Source organism: Flavivirga abyssicola, assembly GCF_030540775.2.
In the GTDB taxonomy this organism is placed as follows: domain Bacteria; phylum Bacteroidota; class Bacteroidia; order Flavobacteriales; family Flavobacteriaceae; genus Flavivirga; species Flavivirga abyssicola.
The window spans coordinates 3,727,581-3,747,194 of record NZ_CP141266.1 but is presented as its reverse complement, the minus strand read 5'-3'; the positions used below and the strand labels follow the sequence as shown (position 1 = coordinate 3,747,194).

The following is a 19,614-nucleotide window of genomic DNA, read 5'->3' as shown; positions in this document are numbered from 1 at the left end:
TAGTTCTATTCTCAAAAGGAATCATGTAAAAATCATACGAATGTATTTCGCTTCCTTTATATAAATACTGTTTTTCTGGTTTTGATTACCAGCCTGTTATTCTTTTAATATGCTCAGGAAAAGCATCAATACCCTTAATCTGTATAGACTTATAATAACATTCAGCTGCTTCAGATTGGATTTGTAGACGCCCCCCTTTCAATGGTATTTCAATTCCATTAGTTTCATAGCGTGTATTCTTTAAGGTTGAAACCACTTCTCCATTAACAACAAATACAGCTCTATCCCCAAAAGCATAAATTTCTACTGTATTCCATTCCCCATGAGGGTTTTCCATATTTTTAGATCGCTGAATTCTACCTCCTGTATGTTTTCCTAAAAATGAAGATGTTATTTCAACACCTTTTGAATTGTATACATGTCCTTTGCCTTTTGGAGAATTTACAACGGGAATTTCTGCTATAGTACCAGATAAAGGAAAAAAATCTCCAAAATCGCCTTCTTGCACTTGACATTCTAAACTGCGCATCCAAACATTCCAAAAACCAGCATGTGCACCCGTAGCATGAAATAAGATGCCATTATCCCGCTTTGAGCCCAAACGAGGTTCCCATTTTTTTTCGCCCCATTTAAACTCACATTTAAAATGGTAGTTTTGGTACATATGTTTTGTTGTTAATCCACCATAAATCTCTCCTGTAATATTTAGAATATTTTCCTTTTCTTTATTTTGGCCTACTGAAAACACATTCAAAACATCATTATTTAAACCAAGGGGTGTGCCTTTGGTGACATCGTCACTTTTAGGAAAATCAAAGGGTAAATCAACACTGGTATGTGGTACACCAATGTATTTATCCCACGCGGTTAAATCCTCATCCAATAAATTTATCCATTGGTTAGACAAGCTTATATCGTATAACTTTCCTGCCCATAAAACACCGTTTTTTAAGTGTTCTATAAAAAATGGATTTGAGTATTGTTCATTGGTATGTCCAAGACCTGTATAAAATACACGACCATTAAATTTTTCATGATACCAGGCTATAGGATGTGAACTACCAGAATTAGGACTACCTACTATAGTACTTTCATCAATGTCCAACAAAACTTTACAATGGGACTTAAGAGGTTCTTTAAAATAGTACCATTCGTCGGTAGTTACCCATTCATTATCCAACATATTTATAGCTGGATGCTTGGTATCCTGATGTACTATTAACCGTGCTTCTTGAATTTTAGGATGCTTCTCAAATTGAGCACCGACCAAATCATAATAAAAATTCCAGTTTAGTTCAGTGTGAGTCGCCCCATGAATACCAACAAAACCACCTCCTTTTTTTATGTAATTTTCAAAAGCTTTTTCTTGTTTCTCATTTAAAATATCACCGGTGGTATTCATAAATATCACAACATCTATTTTTTCTAGATAGCCTGGGTTAAAAAATGAGGCATCTTCAGTAGCTGTCATATTCCACAATTGTTCATCACTCAAAGTTCTTAATGCTTTAATACCTTCAGGAATACTGGTATGCCTAAAACCAGCTGTTTTGGTAAACACTAAAATGTTAAGTTGTGATTTTGTTGTGATTTTAGAACATGCTAGAACCTCAAAAGAGATAATACAAAGTATTAGTATTGATATCAATTTCTTCATATAATAGTTTTTTTATTCTTTTTGCAATAGCCACCTAGCTCCTCAAATATTCTTAACAGAGAAACTCTTTATATTATACCCAATATAATACTTTGTGATACTATTAAAAGTTGTGACTATAAAATTACACCTATCTCATAAGATAATTTGTAACAAATGGTTCAAATCATGACATAAATGCTGAATATCTTTTAAATGACCCCAAAAAACCTAGGTAACCACAAACTTAATTCTGAAAAATATGTTACTAGAAATAATGAAATTATCATAGCCAGAAAAAGTGGCAAAAGGGGTTTAATGACTTTTTCAATAGTCGTATTTGCTATACCTACGCCCACAAAAAGTACCGAGCCTACTGGTGGTGTACACAATCCTACACATAAGTTTAAAATCATTATGATACCAAACTGCACCGGATCCATTCCTAATTCTATAATTATAGGTAAGAAAATGGGTGTAAAAATTAAAACTGCAGGAGTCATATCCATAAAAATACCAACAAACAATAGCAACAAGTTTATAATTAACAAAATGACTATAGGGTTGCTACTGAGTCCTAATAACATGGTACTAATATCCTGCGGAATATTTTCGTAAGACATTACCCAAGACATACTCATTGATGTTCCTATTAAAAGCATTACGATTGCCGTAGTACCACAAGAATCCAATAATATTTTTGGAAGGTCTTTAGTTTTTATTTCTTTATACCAAAAACCTAGTACCAATGTGTAAAGCACTGCTATTGCTGAAGCTTCTGTGGCAGTAAATATCCCTGCCACAATACCTCCCATAATAACAACCAAAAGCAATAAACTAGGAAATGCACTAACAAATGTTTTAGCGACTTCCTTTAATGAGCTCCTTTTACCTATATTGTATTTCTTCTTTTTAGCATACAGAGAAGCTACAATCATTAAAAACAAACCTGTTAATATTCCTGGTATGTAACCTGCCAAAAAAAGTGCTGCTATAGATACCCCACCACTAGCCAAAGAATAAACGATTAAAACGTTACTAGGCGGAATAATCAATCCTACTGTAGAGGATGTTACATTTACTGCGGCTCCAAACTCCTTGGAATAACCTTCCTTTTCCATTTCTGGCCCTAAAATGCTCCCCATTGCTGACGCTGAAGCCATAGCAGATCCAGCTATAGCTCCCATTAACATCGCAGCGATTACATTTATAAGTGCTAAACCACCTGGTAAAGCACCTACTAAGGTCTTTGCAAAATTTATTAAACGATGTGCGATTCCTCCTTTATTCATTAATTGTCCTGAGAGTACAAAAAATGGAATGGCAAGTAGTGCAAAACTATCGAGTCCTGTTCCTATTCTTTGAGAGACTGTTGTAAGTGCTGGTAGTGCAGAAATACTTACCATCATAGTTAATAAAGATGAAATAGCAATGCTCCAAGCAACAGGAACTCCTATAAAAAGTAGGGCAACGAAGCTAAGAACTAATACGAGTATTGGTAAATATTCCATTATAATTGTTTGTTTAAAATATCCGAGATTTTATAATAGATAATTAGCATACCACTTATAGGGATAACAAAATACACAACAGACAGAGGGATTTGCAATGCAGGAGAGCTTTGTTTTAATATAGAAGTAATGTATACCAACCTAAAACCACCAATAACTAAAGCAAAAAAGCAAAAGAGGATAATAATGATATTTACAAAAATTTTAAGTTTAACTTGCCCTTCTTTATTCAGTCTTGTTGGGAGTAAATCTATGGCAACGTGCATTCGTCTTCCAGAGATATAAGCTGCACCGAGTACGCCTACCCAAATCATAAGATATCTTGCTAATTCATCTGTAAATGAACTGGGAGTTCCTATAACAAAACGGGTAAAAACCTGCCATAAAACATTAACAACCATACCTCCCATTATTATGACTAGCACGGTTCCTAAAATTGTATCTATTTTTTTTCTTAGCTCCATATGGATATGCTTATTGAGTTACATATTTATTGTATAGCCTGAATTCTTTTTAGAAGCTTATAAACCGATTCATCATCTTTATAATCTTCATATACAGATTCAACTTTTTCCTTAAACATTGTTTTATCAGGCCTGGTAATAGTAACTCCTGCTTTTTTAACTGATTCAAGAGCTTCTTCCTCAGAAATTGCCCATAACTTTCTTTGATATTTAACAGAGGCATCAGCTGCTAATTGCAACCACTTTTTTTGCTGGGAGTTTAACGCTTCCCATACATGTGTGCTAATAATTAAAACATCTGGTATGGTGGTATGTTCATCTAAGGAAAAGTATTTACAAACTTCGTATTGCCTTGAAAGATAAAATGTTGGTGGATTATTTTCTGCACCATCTACTACGCCTTGTTGAAGTGCCGTATAAAGTTCTCCAGATGAAATTGGGGTTGGCGACCCTCCCATACTACGAATCATGTTCATGGCAGTTACACTTTCCATGACTCTAATTTTTAATCCATCCAAATTATCTGGACTTAATATAGGTTCTTTTTTGGTATAAAAACTTCTGCTGCCCGCATCATAATAACCTAAGCCTTTTAACCAATATTGGGTTCCACCGTCCAATAATTCTTTTCCAATTACACCATCCAAAGTTTTAAATGTGTGTGCTTTATCCCTAAATAAGAATGGCAATCCAAACACTTTCATATCTGGTGAAAAGTTTTCCATAACGGCCGCAGATACTTTTGTCATTCCCAAACTACCAATTTGCAATAACTCTAAACATTGACGTTCTGAACCCAATTGCTGATTTGGGTAGATTTCTAGCTTTAACGTACCTTTTGACAAGCTATCTAAGTCTTCACCCATTTTTAGCATAGCCTTGTGTACTGGATGATTGGTATCTAAACCATGTGCCAGTTTAATGGTTTTATATTTAGATACTTTGCCGCAACCATAGAAGCAAACAAGTAAAATAATGATCATTTTTATTTTCATTAATTCCTTTGTTTTTTATTAATACTACCCAATCTTTTTAGTTGCTATTCGGAAATTTTCCGAGTGCGACTCATATGCCTCCATCAACATTTTTAATCGAAAAGAATTCTCAAAGCTCAGCTTCGGAGTTTCCATTGAAATTATCATTCCCGTGAACCTATCTGTAGACAGAAAGGAACGGGAATCTAAATAACAGCATTTCGATTTTTGAATCGCCCTAATTACAAAGGTGATTTATGCATTGATGAGGATCTTCAAAACTATATTTTGAATTGCTATTAAAAAAGGTATTTCCCGTAACATAAAATCCTTTCTTTTATGTTATGAGAAATTTTAAATACCTTCTTTGATTGCTATTAATCTACAATTACTTTTTTATTTAAAATGCCATTATTAGAAGACGTAACTTTTAATATATATATGCCTTTAGCAAAATTACTGACGTCTATTTGATTTACACCTTTAGCTGTATATACCGTTTTACCTAATACGTTTATAAGGCTTAATTCCTTAATTTCAATATTGTTTATGGCGTTAATGTTTAAAGTACTTTCTACAGGATTAGGATAAACACTTATGTTTTTTTCAATAACATTACTACTAGTTGATAATACTGGACTATTTTCTACGAATCTTACATCAGAAATAAACCAAGAGCCATTCCTATTTGTTGACGAATTAAATACACCATCATCATTGAAATCATATTTAAAAGCAAAAGCAAATTTATCAGAGCCTGATAGCGATACAAAAGCACTCAAATCTAAATAAGCATACGTCCATGCATCATCAACACCAAAAGCATCCGTACTTAGGCTTACTACATTTGCTGTTATGTCTGTCCATGTTACCGTACTTGGGTCTGTACCATCTGTATAATTTGTAGCATACATTAAGGTAAATGGGTCTCCCCCTGCGCCTTCTTTAAATCTACTTCTTGTTGCAAATGATACTATTGCATTTGCTTTTGTTGATAAATCTACAGCATCGGTTACTATCCATGTAGTACCTAAAAAATTACCCCCACCATCATTTCCGCTTAACCTAACTGCTCTTTGATCTCTAACATCGGTTCTTGCACCAATATTATTTGCAGGTCTTGTATAATCAAAAAGACTCTCTGGTGGAGCTACCTGTGCTCTTACAATAAGTGTACTTTCGGCAAGTCCATTAGGATTACTAGTAATAAAGCTTGTATAACCTGAATTGGCTGCAAATCTAAAATCATCGTAATAAAAAGTCGTCTGTGCTTTTAGGGTTATAGACATAACCATAAATACAATGCACAAACAAAAAGTAATTTTTTTCATAATATTTAAGTTTAAGGATTGTTTAACTTTGGTAAAACTATTGGAAACACAAGTGTATGATGAGGTACAAGTAATTCAGAAATAGGGGGTCAATTCGTCTTTCTATTTTTTTATGATTATTTTTTTAGTAGAGATTATATTTTCCCTAGATTTTATTGTTAAAAAATAAATTCCATTTGAAAACGAAGCCACATTTATAGGGGTATCGCTTTTTTGACTATGGATTAATTTTCCTGTTTCATCAATCAAGTTTACTTCTACTATTTTAATCGCTTTGTTTAATGTTTTTATGTTTATAATACTATCTGTGGGGTTAGGAAATGCGATGATGCCTTTATTAAAATCTACATCCTCTATGGATAATGCCGTTTTGCTTAATGCCATGTCAACTGGTAAAGCGTCTTTAGTATCTATAGTAATAGTGGTTTCATTAGTCCCCGAAGTAACATTTACAGCACCACCAGAACTTACATTTAAGGTCCATTCGCCATTTAAAACCAAATTAATTGTCTTGATTTGACTTTCTTCTGTCGTGTCATTCTTATTTAAATCTGGATTAACCACTGTCATTTTTAAATCATTTCCAGTTTCCTCTGTCATTATCAAACATGGTGCATCATTACTTTTTAAGGTCGCTGTATTACCAAAATTTCCTGAATTAAAAAGAGCATAACCTCTCATAGCATTATATTTAACAATATGTGCCATGTCATCATGTTGTAAAACTTCGTAAAATGCTGTGGCGTTACTATTCATATTATTTGTAAATGCTATCATATCTGTACTATTGGTACCAGGAATGATAACATATTCATAATTTGAATTTACAGGTGCTGTGCCATGATTTATATAAGCTGAAGCAAAATTCCCTGAGGTCGTACCTCCTCTTCCATTTTCTCTTGGCGACACTTGATTTTTTCTATCAATAACCACCGTTGCGCTTTTCACAAAATAACCTGTATTGTACGCATCGATAATCCAATGGTTTGCACTACTATTTAAAGTTGAATTATACGGGAAATTTGATGTGCTAACATTATCAACTTGAATCGGTGTGGACGTTGCGCTGAGTTTATTTTGAAATAAGTTCGTAGCTGTAATATTTGAAGCATCATTATTATTGATATTACTTCCTAAACAAATGATTTTGCCATCAAAACAAAATACCGATTTCTTAAATGTAAATGTTGGATTATGAGTTGCTGTAATGGCTTTTTGGGTAAAATCCATACCAAACATACCATAACTGCCTTCAATTTTATCGTCAATATAATAAGCGTTTTTTGTTCCAAAACGAAGACTACTCGCAAAATTGGAATCCGTAAACTCATCTTGCCTGCTTTTACTCGCCTTTAAACTTGAAAAAGGTAAATGAATCGTGGTTGCTCCCGGAGTTTTGTTCCAATCCCATCCGCCAATAACAGTACCAGAATTTGATGCACCACCAGGGTAAAGTATCTCTATAGACCCATAACTTTGGTAACGCCCGTAGCGGTTATCTGAGCTGTATATTTCCGTTCCCCAGAAATAGTTATTAAATCCTTTAATACCTGCTAACCAATTATCCTGTCTATACGTTCCTAAATTGGCATAATTTATTTGCCAAAACCCTGTCGGAAGCGTTTCAGAGCCATAAGCATTCGTTTGCGAATCACCTCCTGTTATTCCGTTGTATGTCTCTAATAACTGAGTATCTATAGGCGTTGACAATCCTAAATTTTTATAAGCACTGGTGATGGAGATATCATTAAATGGACTTCTTCCTGACAATCCGTTAGGGAAATCGTTGTTAGACATGTTCACTCTGGCACCCAATAACATGTTTTTAAAGACATCTTTTTTGGAGTTACTTATGCCATAAACCCCTCCAGATATAAAGTTTACAGCCGTAGAAAGACTTTTATACGCTCCAAAAGCATATTGTGGATAATAAGTACCATGATGAAATCCTGTATAATCGACCTTTACTCCATTTTTACTAACTAAAGATCTTGGTGTTAACCAATTTTCTACATATTGTTTGTAGCCTTTTAAATATTGTACTTTCTCAGCATCTGTTTCTTTATACAAACATGCACCCAGTATAGAAATTGCTCTCGTTAAAGCATCATCCATATTACTTTTATATGCTGATGGATGCCAAATAATGTCTGTACCAGCATACCATTCCACCATTTTTCTAGCTTCATCCCACAAACCTGCAGTTACAAGTTCGTCTTTCATAAGATGAATCGCTTTTGAAACGTCCCTAAAACTATAACCAATATGGTGCATAGTTTCTAATAAACTGCCATCTGCGTAACCTTGATCTAAAAGGTACCTCACCGTGTTTAAAAAATACGTTAAACTTGTTGCTGTATTTTTATGTTTATAATCTCTTGCTAGTGTGTGGATAAAACCATCAACGACATCAATATTTTGAGCATTTCCGTAATCTTTTCCATAAAGGGGTTTTCCTGTTACAATCCCTCCAGAATAGACAATGTCTTGGTTATTATATGCTGAAATGGCATTGTTCAGGTTTGAATTACTAGGGGCATTTCCTAAAATAAGATCATCATATTTTTGCTTAACTACATTAAAATCTGCCAATTCTTGTGCTGATGGTGTTGTAGCAGGAATTGTTTTTGGTAACGATTGAAAATACATAAAATCAAACCAATGCTTTCCGTTATCTAAGGTTATAAAAGGTAATTGATAATCGGCAGATCGATCAGTATTTCGTTCCATAGTGTAGTCTATAAAATCGAAATGTAAAGTGCCACTTCCTGATGTTGGAGCCTTAATTTTTAACGTCGTAATATTATCGGAGCCTTTTGGTCCCAACATTTCATGTCTATAACTAGCTGAACCAGCTCTCCAACCCGTAAAGTTTAAATAAAATGGATAATTGAATTGTTTAACACCATTATTATCATAAAATTCAATTTCTAAACTACCTGTGTTAATGGCATTGGTATTATAAATCCAAATTCTAAACATATTTTGAAAAAAGCTTTGAACTTGTGCGGGTACTAATCCTTCTGCCTGTAAATTGGTAACTGTTAATTCATCATTTGCAGACCAATCCCATTGCAATGATTTGCTTCCTAATTTATAATGATTTGATGAAATAGATAAGCTCCCCAAAGCCGCGTTCCAATTTGATGGTACCGATGTGCCTTCAAAAGATTGATCTTGAGCATGAACTCGAGCTTGAAAACAAATAAAAATAAGAAGGACTAGTTTAAAACGTATTAGGTTACGCTTTATTAGCATATAAAAATAGTGGTGTATCATATTAGATATTTTCTTTTAGCAATTAATACTCCAAAAATATGTTTCAGAACTTGAAGGGACAGGAGACATAAAATTCATTTATAGGGTTAAATTCGTCTTTTCAGACCTAAGACCTGTCAGGTTTTTTGTTTTATTAGTAAACATTCTAAATTCATACCTACAAGGTTTTTAAAACCTTGTAGGTATAGGGTATTTAACAAACCATAGGTTTTGAGAGATTTATTTAATTGACTTCTATGATTTCTGTTCCCTTTAAAATGCCATTTTCATTGAATGTATCAATCGTGAAGTAATACGTTTGAAATTTATTTAACGTTCTAATAGTAAGAGAATCGTTTTTTAGAACCTGATAATTATGGTATAATTTTTCTGGATGAATCCCGTAGCGGATATTATACCCAAATGCACCATCAATACTATTCCATTTTAGGTTGACAATACATTTATCGTTTTCCAATCTTGATATTTCTAATTTTGGTTTTTCAGTTGGAATATTGCCTTGCGCATTTCCAAAAACCCTGAAATCGGCTAATGCAAATGTTCCATCCGGGACACTATAATTTGTCATTTTTAAATACCTTGCTTTAACCGGAGTTTGTAATGGCGTAAAGTCGTGAGGCGCGTCTTCTTTATGCTTTGTTTTATCAATTAAAGGGTACCATGTGCTATTATCTTGTGAATATTCTAAAAGGTATTGATGGTAAATATTTGCATTTCTACCATGCAACGTTGTGTTGTGCTCCGCATAATTTATTTGAACAGCATTGATTACCACCTCTTTTTCTAAATCCATCTGAAACCACTCGCCTTGGTTTCCCGTTTTGGCACTCCAATAGGTTCTTACTTCTTCATCTGAAGCTAAATTTTTTGTATGATCTTCTAACTCTGAAGATACTCTAATGGGTTTATCATACGACAACAGCATCCAATTGGGAAACACTTCTTGAGGGCTTGAAATTTTCTTTTGAGGCACTTCATAAGGAAAATCTCCAAAACCAGTATACGCATATAGCATATTATCATCATCAAAAAAAGCAGGATACATACCAATTCTCCTTTCAAATTTATGTTTTAATGTAAGAACCATAGTCCCCGTATGCCAGTAATTCCCATAACGATCTTGAAATGTGTTGCCGTGTCCAGCACCGTTTATAAAGCCTTCTGGTTTAATAGCCATGGGGTTGTGCTCCGCCAATTTAAAAGGCCCTAATGGATTGTCTGCAATATAAACCCCATCGTTATAACTTTTAAATCGTGTTCCAGGGCCTGCATATTGTAAATAATATTTCCCTTGATGTTTATTAACCCATGCACCTTCTATCCAAGGGTTAAGATCCTGGTCGTTATAATCGCCCCAGCGTTCCCAACCGTAATCTTCTTTTTTACTATTTAAAATGGCTATAGGTTCCGATATTGGGTTTAAGGTTTTAACATCTAACTCTACAACTTCTAAGGGATTTTTATTTGAACAACCGTAGTACAGAAATAATCGACCTTCATCATAAAACAAGGCTGGGTCTGTCATCGCTATTGGAAAGTTCGGATTTGCAACCTCCCACTCCCCAGATTTTGGATCGGTTGTTTTATAAATGGTTATTGGCGCTTTATTATTGGATGCCATAAAATACAGGGTGTCTTTAATAACCACTGCAGTAGGCGCATAATCCTCAAATGGGAGTTGTTTGGATGTAATGAAATCCCAGGTAACTAAATCGTTTGACGTCCAATAGCCTCCAGATTTCGATGCAAACAAGTAATAATCGTCTTTGTAAAGCACCACCGTTGGGTCTGCTGCTTCGCGTCTTGAAGAGCCATCATCTACAGCAAATCTGTAACTAATATCTAATGGGTTGCATACCACCGTTTGCTTTGTTGGTTGTGCAATTTCATCTGAAGTCTTTTTTGTGCTGTTATTGCAACTAAAAAATGATACACTTAATACTGAAAGAAAAAATAAGACTGTTATTTTTTTATACATCTAATTCCTGTTTTTTAACTAGAACCTATGGTTTCTATTTTAATTCTAATGCTTCTGTTTTTAAATAATCTTTACCTCTTATGGCTTCAAATTCGGCAATCATTGTTTTTAACTTTTCAGGCATTTTTTGGGCTAGATTATTTTTTTGACCAACATCTTCCTTTAAATTAAAAAGCATATAATCATCTGCATTACCCAATTCAATATTTACCTGTTTTTCTATTTCAGGACCTTTATAAGGTGGAATCATAATCCAATCTCCTTTTCTAAAGGCTGTTCTGGTAGTCGCTTCAATAACAAGTTCTTCTCGTCCTTTTTTACTTTTCCCTAAGAATGTATTTAGTAAATTTTTGCTGTCTAGATTTTCAGTTTTATTATCAACTAAATGCGCTATAGATTCCATTAAATCTACTTGACACACCAAAGCATCAGAAACCGTAGGTGCTATTTTTCCTTTCCAATACGTGATAAAAGGCACTCTTGTACCAGCCTCAAACAAACTGTATTTACCACCACGAAGTGTACCATTTGGATCGTGTTCTCCTAATTTTTCAACAGCATCGTCATAATAACCATCATTTAGCACGGGTCCGTTATCACTGGATAAAATAATCAATGTATTTTCTAACAGATTTTCATCTTCTAAAGTTTTTATAAACGCTCCTACGCACCAGTCTGCTTCAGCTATCACATCGCCTCTAGGCCCTAATTTAGAAGCTCCAACAAATCTAGGGTGTGGTGTACGCGGTACATGCGGTTGTTGCATAGCATAATACAAAAAGAAGGGTTCGTTTTTATGTGCTTTCACATAACTTTGTACTTTGTTTAGAAAGTGGTCTGCCATATCTACATCACTCCATTTGGCCGATTCGCCCCCTTTCATATAACCAATTCTGGGAATGCCATTAACAATGCTACTATTATGGCCATGGTGCCATTTCATACTAAGTAATTCTGGATTGTCTTTCCCTGTTGGCTGTCCTTCAAAATTTGTTTCATAATTTATTTCGATAGGATCGTTAGGGTCTAAACCATCTACAAATCCATTATCTATATAAACCGTTGGAACACGATCTTGGGTAGCCGCCATAACGTATGAATAATCAAACCCTACTTCATTAGGGCCTGGTGTTATTTTTTTATTCCAATCCACAATACCCTGTCCTAATCCCAAATGCCATTTCCCAATGACCGCTGTTTGATAGCCTTCATTTTTAAGTAATTTAGGTAACGTTTGTTGTTCTGTACTAATTAATAATGGTGCTGTGCCCGGTAAAATTTTAGCATCTTTATTTCTCCAAGGGTACATACCTGTAAGAAGTGCATACCTACTTGGGGAACAGGTAGCGGAAGTGGCGTAGCCGTTTGTGAATTTTACACCTCCATTAACCAACCTATCTATGTTTGGTGTTTCTAAACCTTTTGCTCCGTAAGAACTCAGATCGCCATAACCCAAATCATCCAGATAAATCATAACGATGTTTGGTTTTTCTTGAGGGGCTACTTCTACTTTCTTGTTTTTTTTCTGACAGCTATAGCATGTGATAAATACAATACATAATGATAGTGTGTAAAATATACCTTTTGAAGTCTTTTTTTTAAAATTATATGCCATGTTTGGAATGTCTGTAATATGAAATTTTGTTTCTAAATTAATTATTTTAGATAGTACTATAGGGAATAATATCCTTGTATTTTTTCTCTTGAAACCATGGGTCGTTGGTTTTTTCTAATAGTCTAGCTAATGCTTTAAGTAACACATTTGAAACCTCTGGTTGTTCTTTTATATCAATTTTATTAAGTTGATAAGGATCTTTTAAGTTGTCGTAGAAAAAAGCTTCTTCAACTTTGGTTCCTTTATCTTTATCCCATTGTTTTTTGTTTTCTCTTAAACAAAGAGAATACCTATCTGTAAAAACACCTCTAGAATTACCCAGCATAAATAAAATGGCTTCTGGTTTTTTAACAGTACTGTTTTCTTTATTCATTAATAACGATGAAAAATTAGTGCCTTCAATCTCGTTAGGGATTTGGTTTTCTAATCCTGCAAGCCCCATTATGGTTGGTAATACATCTGGGACGCTAAATAAAACATCTGTTGTTTCTTGTTTTAATCCTTTTGGCCAATGGATAATAAACGGAATTGCTGAGGCTTCCAGTTCAACAGCATTTTTTCCTTGCTTTCCATGACTTCCTAACATTTCCCCATGATCTGAACTAAAAACCACAATGGTATTATCTAAGGCTCCCATTTTTTCTAGTTGATCCAGTACCAATCCGATATAGTAATCTGAACTTGTAACGTTGGCATAGTAATGCCTTACGTAATTACCAACTTCTTTATCTGCATTACCTCTAACTAATAGGGTATCGATTTCTGGAAATTTATCTGCATCGTAGTACTTTCTTAAAGTTTCCATATCCGTATTGTCATCACTCCAGGGATTATGAGGTGGATTCATGGACCATATCATACAAAAAGGCTTACTTGCATCTCTTTGTCCTCTGGTGTTTTTTAAATAATCAATGATTATTTTAGATTCATTCTTTGGAGAAAATATTTTAGGCAAGTGCAATTCCCCATCTTTTTTACCTTCAATAGTAAAGGGATCATTAGAATAAATATGTGGGTTAAAGTGAGAATCCTTAATAGATTCATAAAAATACTCAATACCATGACGTTTTCCTGTAGGCACATAAGTATCGTATTTATTAACATAATGACCTCCTGGTGGTTCTGTAGTGCCAACGTAATTACCTTTATCGTCAAATAATGGTTCTGGCTTTAGCCAATGGCATTTTCCAAAATAGGCAGTATTGTAACCTGCATTTAAGAATAAATCTGGAATGGTTGGAATATCATCTTTTAAACTATGATCTCTACCGACTTTACAATTATTCCAAATACCATTTTGCTCTGGGTATTTACCAGACATCAACATGCCTCTATAAGGACTACACAACGGATAATTACTAACTGCCTGAGTAAAAACCACTCCGTTTTTTGCCAATTTATCTATGCTTGGTGTGACAACTAAATCTGGCTTACCAACAACCAAATCTTTATAAGGTGCTTCAGACCAAAACCCAGCGCTATACCTTCTAAGTTGATCTGGAAAGACAATAAGAATATTTGGTTTTTTAGGGGTTTCTATGATGGTATTTTGAGCTAGGTCTTCTTTTTTAGTATGTGATTTACATCCAAAAAGACTAAGCAGGCAAAGTAATGCGGATACCAGATAAATTTTTTTCATACTATTTAATTACTAAATACGCGGCTGAACTTATAGATTGTTCTTTACTTGGGCAAATGGCAGCTGTCTTATTAAAATCTGTATTTAATAATGCCAATGTAATTGTAGTATCCTTTCTTGAATGCATTTTAAATATTTCATAAGTGTTCAAAACTATTTCTTGCCATTCACTTTGTTTACCTTCGGTTTTTTTCAAATTTATGCTACCTACCTTTTTGTTTACCTCTGGTTTTGTATCCCAAGTTAAAGTACTTTCATTCCAATTATCACTTTGTACTGTATACACATCTAGTTTAAATGTTTTTTCTAAATCATCTGTTTTATTAAAAACCTTAACTGGTATGTGTAGCATGGCGCTCTCCATACTTTTAAGTTTTTTTGGAAGTAGAAACTTTAAATAGGTTATTCTGGCATATTTATTTTTTGCATTAGAATTGGATATTCTAAGCTGTTTTTTGGATGTTTCTCCCATAGCCTTGGCAGAAGTCTCACCCCCTTGAACGTAAGTATCTTCAGAAGCAATAATTTTAAAATTGTCTTGTGCTTCAGCATAAATTGATGCACAAAAAAATAATGCATACGGTAACCATTTCAATTTCATAATATTTAATTTTTTTTGTTGTTTTTTATATCTATAATCCATTTGGGCAATTTGCCTAAACGTAATTTTAATTGTTCTTCAAAAAGAGATTCGGGCTGTACAGGATTGCCTAAGCTCTCAATTATTTGTACTTCATCTTTTTTAAAGGTCGTACCAGCACCATGAAACCCAACAATAATTGGTGGTACCATTCTCCAGTACCAAGTATCGGTTGCTACAAAACGAAAGTCGGTTTCGGGCTCATCGGTTTCCTTAAAATTCCATAATACTAAATACTTGCCGTGATTGGGTAAGTTTTGAACTGCACCACCAGCTCTTCCTTGAAAAAAGCCGCCTTCTACATTATCAAAAAGTGTACAACGCGGTTGCGATGCATGAGATTCGAAGGATGTATGGGACGCGTATTTGCTTCTCCAGATTACAGTTCCCGTGGTACTACCTCCTCCAACACCTATGGAATGGTGCATACCTGCAACATCATTAATATTGGCCATTAGTATTCCTGTAGAACCTGATGCGTGCATCGCACTATGCCCATAATTACCTTCAATAGTAACGTTTAACGCAGTACATGAGGCTGAAGACGAAAAGCTAACACCATTACTAACATCTTTAAACATACAGTCTTTAACCCACGAATCTACCGCCTTTGAAATTTTTAATATGCTCCACCCTCCATCGTCTTGTGCAGATCTGTGATGTACAAATTTCTTTAACCAATTGCCTTGAAATGTTAAATTCTCGAACCCTGTATGGTTTACATGCTCAAAACTGGAAACTGTCCAATGATGTTTAGATTGTATATCATAATGGATTGGAGAAACCAATGAAATAGTATTGTTATTTACTTCGGCTACTTGATGATGTTCGTTTACTTTAACACCTTTTTCTAGTAGAGATTTCCATTTTTTTTCTGGTTTTAAAGCGCCTAAATCGTAATTTATAAGGTCTTTACTATTATTTAATACTTCTAAAACGATCCAATCTCCTTTTTTAATTTTTGACGCATTTTTAACCTCAATGGTATGTGTTTCTCTTTTTGAATCGGAAACAATAGTAGTTAAAACAGTATTTTTTTTATTTGTTGATACCTGAATGGCATTAGGGCAACTCCACAATTTATCTGGATTTGAAGGCGGCAAATCTTTTTCAAAGAAAAGGATGGTATTCGCTTTATCTTCACCCCGAAACACAATATTTGAAGCATTAATTTTAATAATACTTTCGTCGTCTGCCTCCGTATTGATGTAATATTTACCTTTTGGAAAATAGATGACCCCTTTGCCATTTTTCTTTGCTTCTAAAATAGCTTTTTTAATTGCTTCTTTATCAGATAGGGTATCGTTTGCAATAGCTCCAAAATGGGTAACGTCAAATGTTTTATAGTCTACATATGGAATTTCTACTTCGCTGTACTTATATCCTGAATAAGAAAAATCGGGTAATATAGGTTCTGTACCATTCTTTTTTGCCCTTTTATAATCTTTCCAAACCACACTTTCTTGTGCTTTACAATTTGTACAAAGTAATAAAGCGACAGCGCAGAAACTAAAATATATTGTTCTTAAAAACCTTAAATTCATAATGATTCATATCTAAGCAATGCTTCAATATAGTAATAATCTGCATAGTTTAAGGGAACGTCAATTTCGTTGTTATGCGGAATACTGCCCACACTATGCTTTAAAATAAAGTTATTGTTCTCTCCTAATTTAGCCGTGTATTTTTCTGATGATAAGGTGTTTATTATCTTATCAATATTTAAACGATAAGATTCTTGTGTGTATTTATCCAGTTCTAATAGTGCCGAAACCGTTACAGTAGCTGCCGAAACATCGCGAGGTTCATTAGGAATGTTAGGCGCATTATAATCCCAATAAGGAATGCCATCTTTTGGGGTGCCCGGATAATTTAAAATATAGTTTGCTATCTTTTTGGCTTGATTTAAATAGCTAGTATCTTGCGTGTATCTATAGCATACTGTAAACCCATAAAGCCCCCATGCTTGCCCTCTTGCCCAGGAACTTTCATCGGCAAATCCTTGCGCTGTTTGTTTGCTTCTAACGGTACCCGTTTCAGGGTCGTAATCTATGACATGATACGAACTATTATCATCTCTAAAGTGATTTTTTAAAGTGGTATTGGCATGCGTTATCGCCGCATTTTTATATTTAGGGTTTCCTGTTAATTCGGACACCTCAAACAGTAACTCTAAATTCATCATATTATCTATAATGACAGGGAATTTCCAATTTCTTTTAGATTGCCAACCTTTCTCGGTATCCCAACTTTTAATACAACCAACTACTGGATTAAAACGACTGAGTAAAGAATCGGCAGCTGTAATCATAACTTGTTTAAATGTCTCATCTTTAGTTAACCTATAACCATTTCCGTAAGACGAATTAAAAACAAAACCTAAATCATGATTTGTGGTTAGATTCTTGTGATCTTCAAATTGAGTTTGAAATTTTTCAGCAGCATTTTTCCATTTAGCATCATTTGTAAATTCGTATAAATACCAACAACTTCCAGGGAAAAAACCTTCCGTCCAATCAAACGATTTTTTAGTCCAATGTATCTCTCCATTCTTCTGAACGGTTCTTGGGTTTCTATTTTCCTTTTCAGCAATCTTTAATAAGCCTGATAATTGTTCTGCTGCAGATTCCAAATATTGCTTTTGAAAAACTTTCTCCTTATTTGGAGTGGAATTCATACACGAAAGCATTAAGCTTATTATTATTAAAAATAATAATTTGTTTTCTCTCATTTTCAGGCTAGTCTTTACTGATTATTGAACGTTTTTATTTTTTTAAATGCTGTTGGTTATTTTATTATTAAAAAACTACCAACCTTGTTTTTGGTTTAAACTGTTGTTCAATTCCACTTCTTGCAAAGGGTAAGGGAGAGATAAATGCTTAGATGGATCGAAAAATAAACCTGGTCTTAAATATGCTTGATGATCTGCGTTTGTAGCAGAATAATTTGGATCGCCTTGGATAGTCGCATTTAATAATGTTAGTTTTTCTTCTAACAATTCCCATCTAATTAAATCGTGCTTTCGTAAGGCTTCAAAACATAATTCCCGCAAACGCTCATCAACTAATTCTTCAAAGAATGCTTCTTTACTTGCTATGGCAGCTGGTTTTTCTGAGATTGACACCAACCCTGCACGTGTTCTAACCTCATCTAAATATTGCATCGCTGAAGCTGATGGTCCTCCACTAACTTCATTATCTGCTTCGGCATACATTAACAAGATGTCTGCATAACGCAATACGGGGAAATTAATATTTGTAAAGTTTCTTCCAATAGTCCCATTTTCCAACACGACATATCCTTCCTGAGATCCTGGAGCTGGTGTTACACCAGGCGCAATATCATCAAAATTTGAAGGTTCCCAACGTCTATATTTACCTGGAACATAACTTCTACTCAGTGGATTGGTTACACTTCTAACATCTCCACTACTACTGTAATCAAATCCTGGTATGTTCCAGGCTCTACGTATGCTATCATTATTTGAATTATAGGCATCTCTTAAAATTGAAGTGGTACTAAATCCACCAAAAGCCGATGGAAATCCAAGATTGCTTCCTCCACCAAAACCAAAAGGGATTCCATTAGTTTCTCCAATTCTACCATCTACATTTAAACCGATATCTCTTAAATATGTGAATGAAATTTCGAAAATAGATTCTTGGGTATCGTATATACTTTGAATGTAACTTAAAAAATGATTTCTGTAACCATCACTTGTAACTACAATGGTTTCATCTCCATTAATATCTGTAACTGTAGTACTTGTCGATGGGTTTAAACTATATTTACCAGAGTTAATTACAATTTCACATTGTTCTTTGGCTAAGGCGTAATTAGAGGTATCTTTTAAAGGATAACCAGCCATTTTTAAATATACGCGCGCTAAAAGCCCATGTGCAGCCATATCTGTTGCTCTACCTTGAACGTAATTTGGATCGTCTACACTTATTAAATGCTCTGATGCAAATTTGAAATCGCTAACAATTTGTGCGTATATCTCTTCTAAAGAAGATGCCGGAATGTTGTTAGCAGATTGATCTTTAGTAGAGGTTAATGGCATAGGTACTTCTTCATACCAATTGGTTAGTAAAAAATAGGCCTGGGCTCTTAAAAAACGAGCTTCTCCTAGTAGTCTATTGTATTCTTCCTCACTAAAACTGTCTTGTTTTAATTTTTCAACAAATAAATTACTCAAATTAATGGCGGTGTATAAGCTCGTCCATAAATCTTGTACAAATCTATCTGCTGGAGTATGCCTGTATAAGCCTACGGTCCAGTTTTCATTAAAACGTCTGTTGTAATAACCTTCATCTGTACCAGATTCCATAATTATGGTCATGGCATTTCCGTATACTTCATAACTTGCAAAAACGGAATAAATTCCTGAAAGTGCTATTTCTGCTTCGGTAGTAGAAGAATAAAAATTATCAATTCCTAAAGTGGACTCTGGTTCTACGTTTAAATAGTCTTCACAGCTTACCGATAATGCCAATAAGCAGAATAAACCAATATATATTTTATATTTTTTCATGTTTGTAATTTTT

At 34.2% G+C, this 19,614-nt stretch carries 13 protein-coding genes; all 13 read right to left on the bottom strand.

The features are described from left to right. Window positions 1-85: 85 nt before the first annotated feature. The 13 genes from Q4Q34_RS15715 to Q4Q34_RS15655 all read right to left on the bottom strand — a co-directional run bounded on the left by Q4Q34_RS15715 (window position 86) and on the right by Q4Q34_RS15655 (window position 19,601). Window positions 86-1,657 carry a ThuA domain-containing protein gene (locus tag Q4Q34_RS15715; RefSeq protein WP_303315282.1) on the bottom strand — a complete coding sequence of 524 codons (1,572 nt, stop codon included), beginning with the start codon at window positions 1,655-1,657 and terminating at the stop codon, window positions 86-88. Window positions 1,658-1,848: 191 nt separating this feature from the next. After that, the gene (locus Q4Q34_RS15710) at window positions 1,849-3,147 is read right to left on the bottom strand and encodes a TRAP transporter large permease (protein ID WP_303315283.1); all 1,299 of its coding nucleotides are present in this window, start codon (window positions 3,145-3,147) and stop codon (window positions 1,849-1,851) included. After that, window positions 3,147-3,611: a TRAP transporter small permease gene (locus tag Q4Q34_RS15705; protein WP_303315284.1), complete on the bottom strand. Its 465-nt coding sequence runs from the start codon at window positions 3,609-3,611 to the stop codon at window positions 3,147-3,149. The genes Q4Q34_RS15710 and Q4Q34_RS15705 overlap by 1 nt, the downstream gene beginning before the upstream one ends. Window positions 3,612-3,637: 26 nt before the next feature. Then, complete coding sequence (locus Q4Q34_RS15700; protein ID WP_303315285.1) at window positions 3,638-4,606, bottom strand: TRAP transporter substrate-binding protein; 969 nt, start codon at window positions 4,604-4,606, stop codon at window positions 3,638-3,640. Window positions 4,607-4,962: 356 nt separating this feature from the next. Then, window positions 4,963-5,916 carry a T9SS type A sorting domain-containing protein gene (locus Q4Q34_RS15695; protein ID WP_303315286.1) on the bottom strand — a complete coding sequence of 318 codons (954 nt, stop codon included), beginning with the start codon at window positions 5,914-5,916 and terminating at the stop codon, window positions 4,963-4,965. 102 nt (window positions 5,917-6,018) lie between these two features. Then, window positions 6,019-9,195, bottom strand: coding sequence for a chondroitinase family polysaccharide lyase (locus tag Q4Q34_RS15690; protein WP_303315287.1), 3,177 nt, complete (start codon window positions 9,193-9,195; stop codon window positions 6,019-6,021). Between the two features lie 223 nt (window positions 9,196-9,418). Then, window positions 9,419-11,173, bottom strand: a complete 1,755-nt coding sequence (locus tag Q4Q34_RS15685) for a family 43 glycosylhydrolase (RefSeq protein WP_303315288.1) — start codon at window positions 11,171-11,173, stop codon at window positions 9,419-9,421. Between the two features lie 34 nt (window positions 11,174-11,207). Then, a complete protein-coding gene (locus Q4Q34_RS15680; protein ID WP_303315290.1) occupies window positions 11,208-12,788 on the bottom strand; it encodes a sulfatase family protein in 1,581 nt (526 codons plus the stop codon). A 46-nt stretch (window positions 12,789-12,834) separates the two neighbouring features. Then, the gene (locus tag Q4Q34_RS15675; RefSeq protein WP_303315291.1) at window positions 12,835-14,427 is read right to left on the bottom strand and encodes a sulfatase family protein; all 1,593 of its coding nucleotides are present in this window, start codon (window positions 14,425-14,427) and stop codon (window positions 12,835-12,837) included. A gap of 1 nt (window position 14,428) precedes the next feature. Then, window positions 14,429-15,028 carry a CBM96 family carbohydrate-binding protein gene (locus Q4Q34_RS15670; RefSeq protein WP_303315292.1) on the bottom strand — a complete coding sequence of 200 codons (600 nt, stop codon included), beginning with the start codon at window positions 15,026-15,028 and terminating at the stop codon, window positions 14,429-14,431. A gap of 5 nt (window positions 15,029-15,033) precedes the next feature. Beyond that, window positions 15,034-16,611, bottom strand: coding sequence for a DUF4955 domain-containing protein (locus tag Q4Q34_RS15665; protein ID WP_303315293.1), 1,578 nt, complete (start codon window positions 16,609-16,611; stop codon window positions 15,034-15,036). Further along, window positions 16,608-17,744 (bottom strand): glycoside hydrolase family 88 protein, encoded by a 1,137-nt coding sequence (locus Q4Q34_RS15660; protein ID WP_303315294.1) that lies wholly within the window; start codon window positions 17,742-17,744, stop codon window positions 16,608-16,610. Before Q4Q34_RS15660 ends, Q4Q34_RS15665 begins: the two co-directional genes overlap by 4 nt. Window positions 17,745-17,873: 129 nt before the next feature. Continuing rightward, entirely contained in the window at window positions 17,874-19,601 is a 1,728-nt protein-coding gene (locus Q4Q34_RS15655) for a RagB/SusD family nutrient uptake outer membrane protein (RefSeq protein WP_303315295.1), read from the bottom strand. Window positions 19,602-19,614 lie beyond the last annotated feature (13 nt).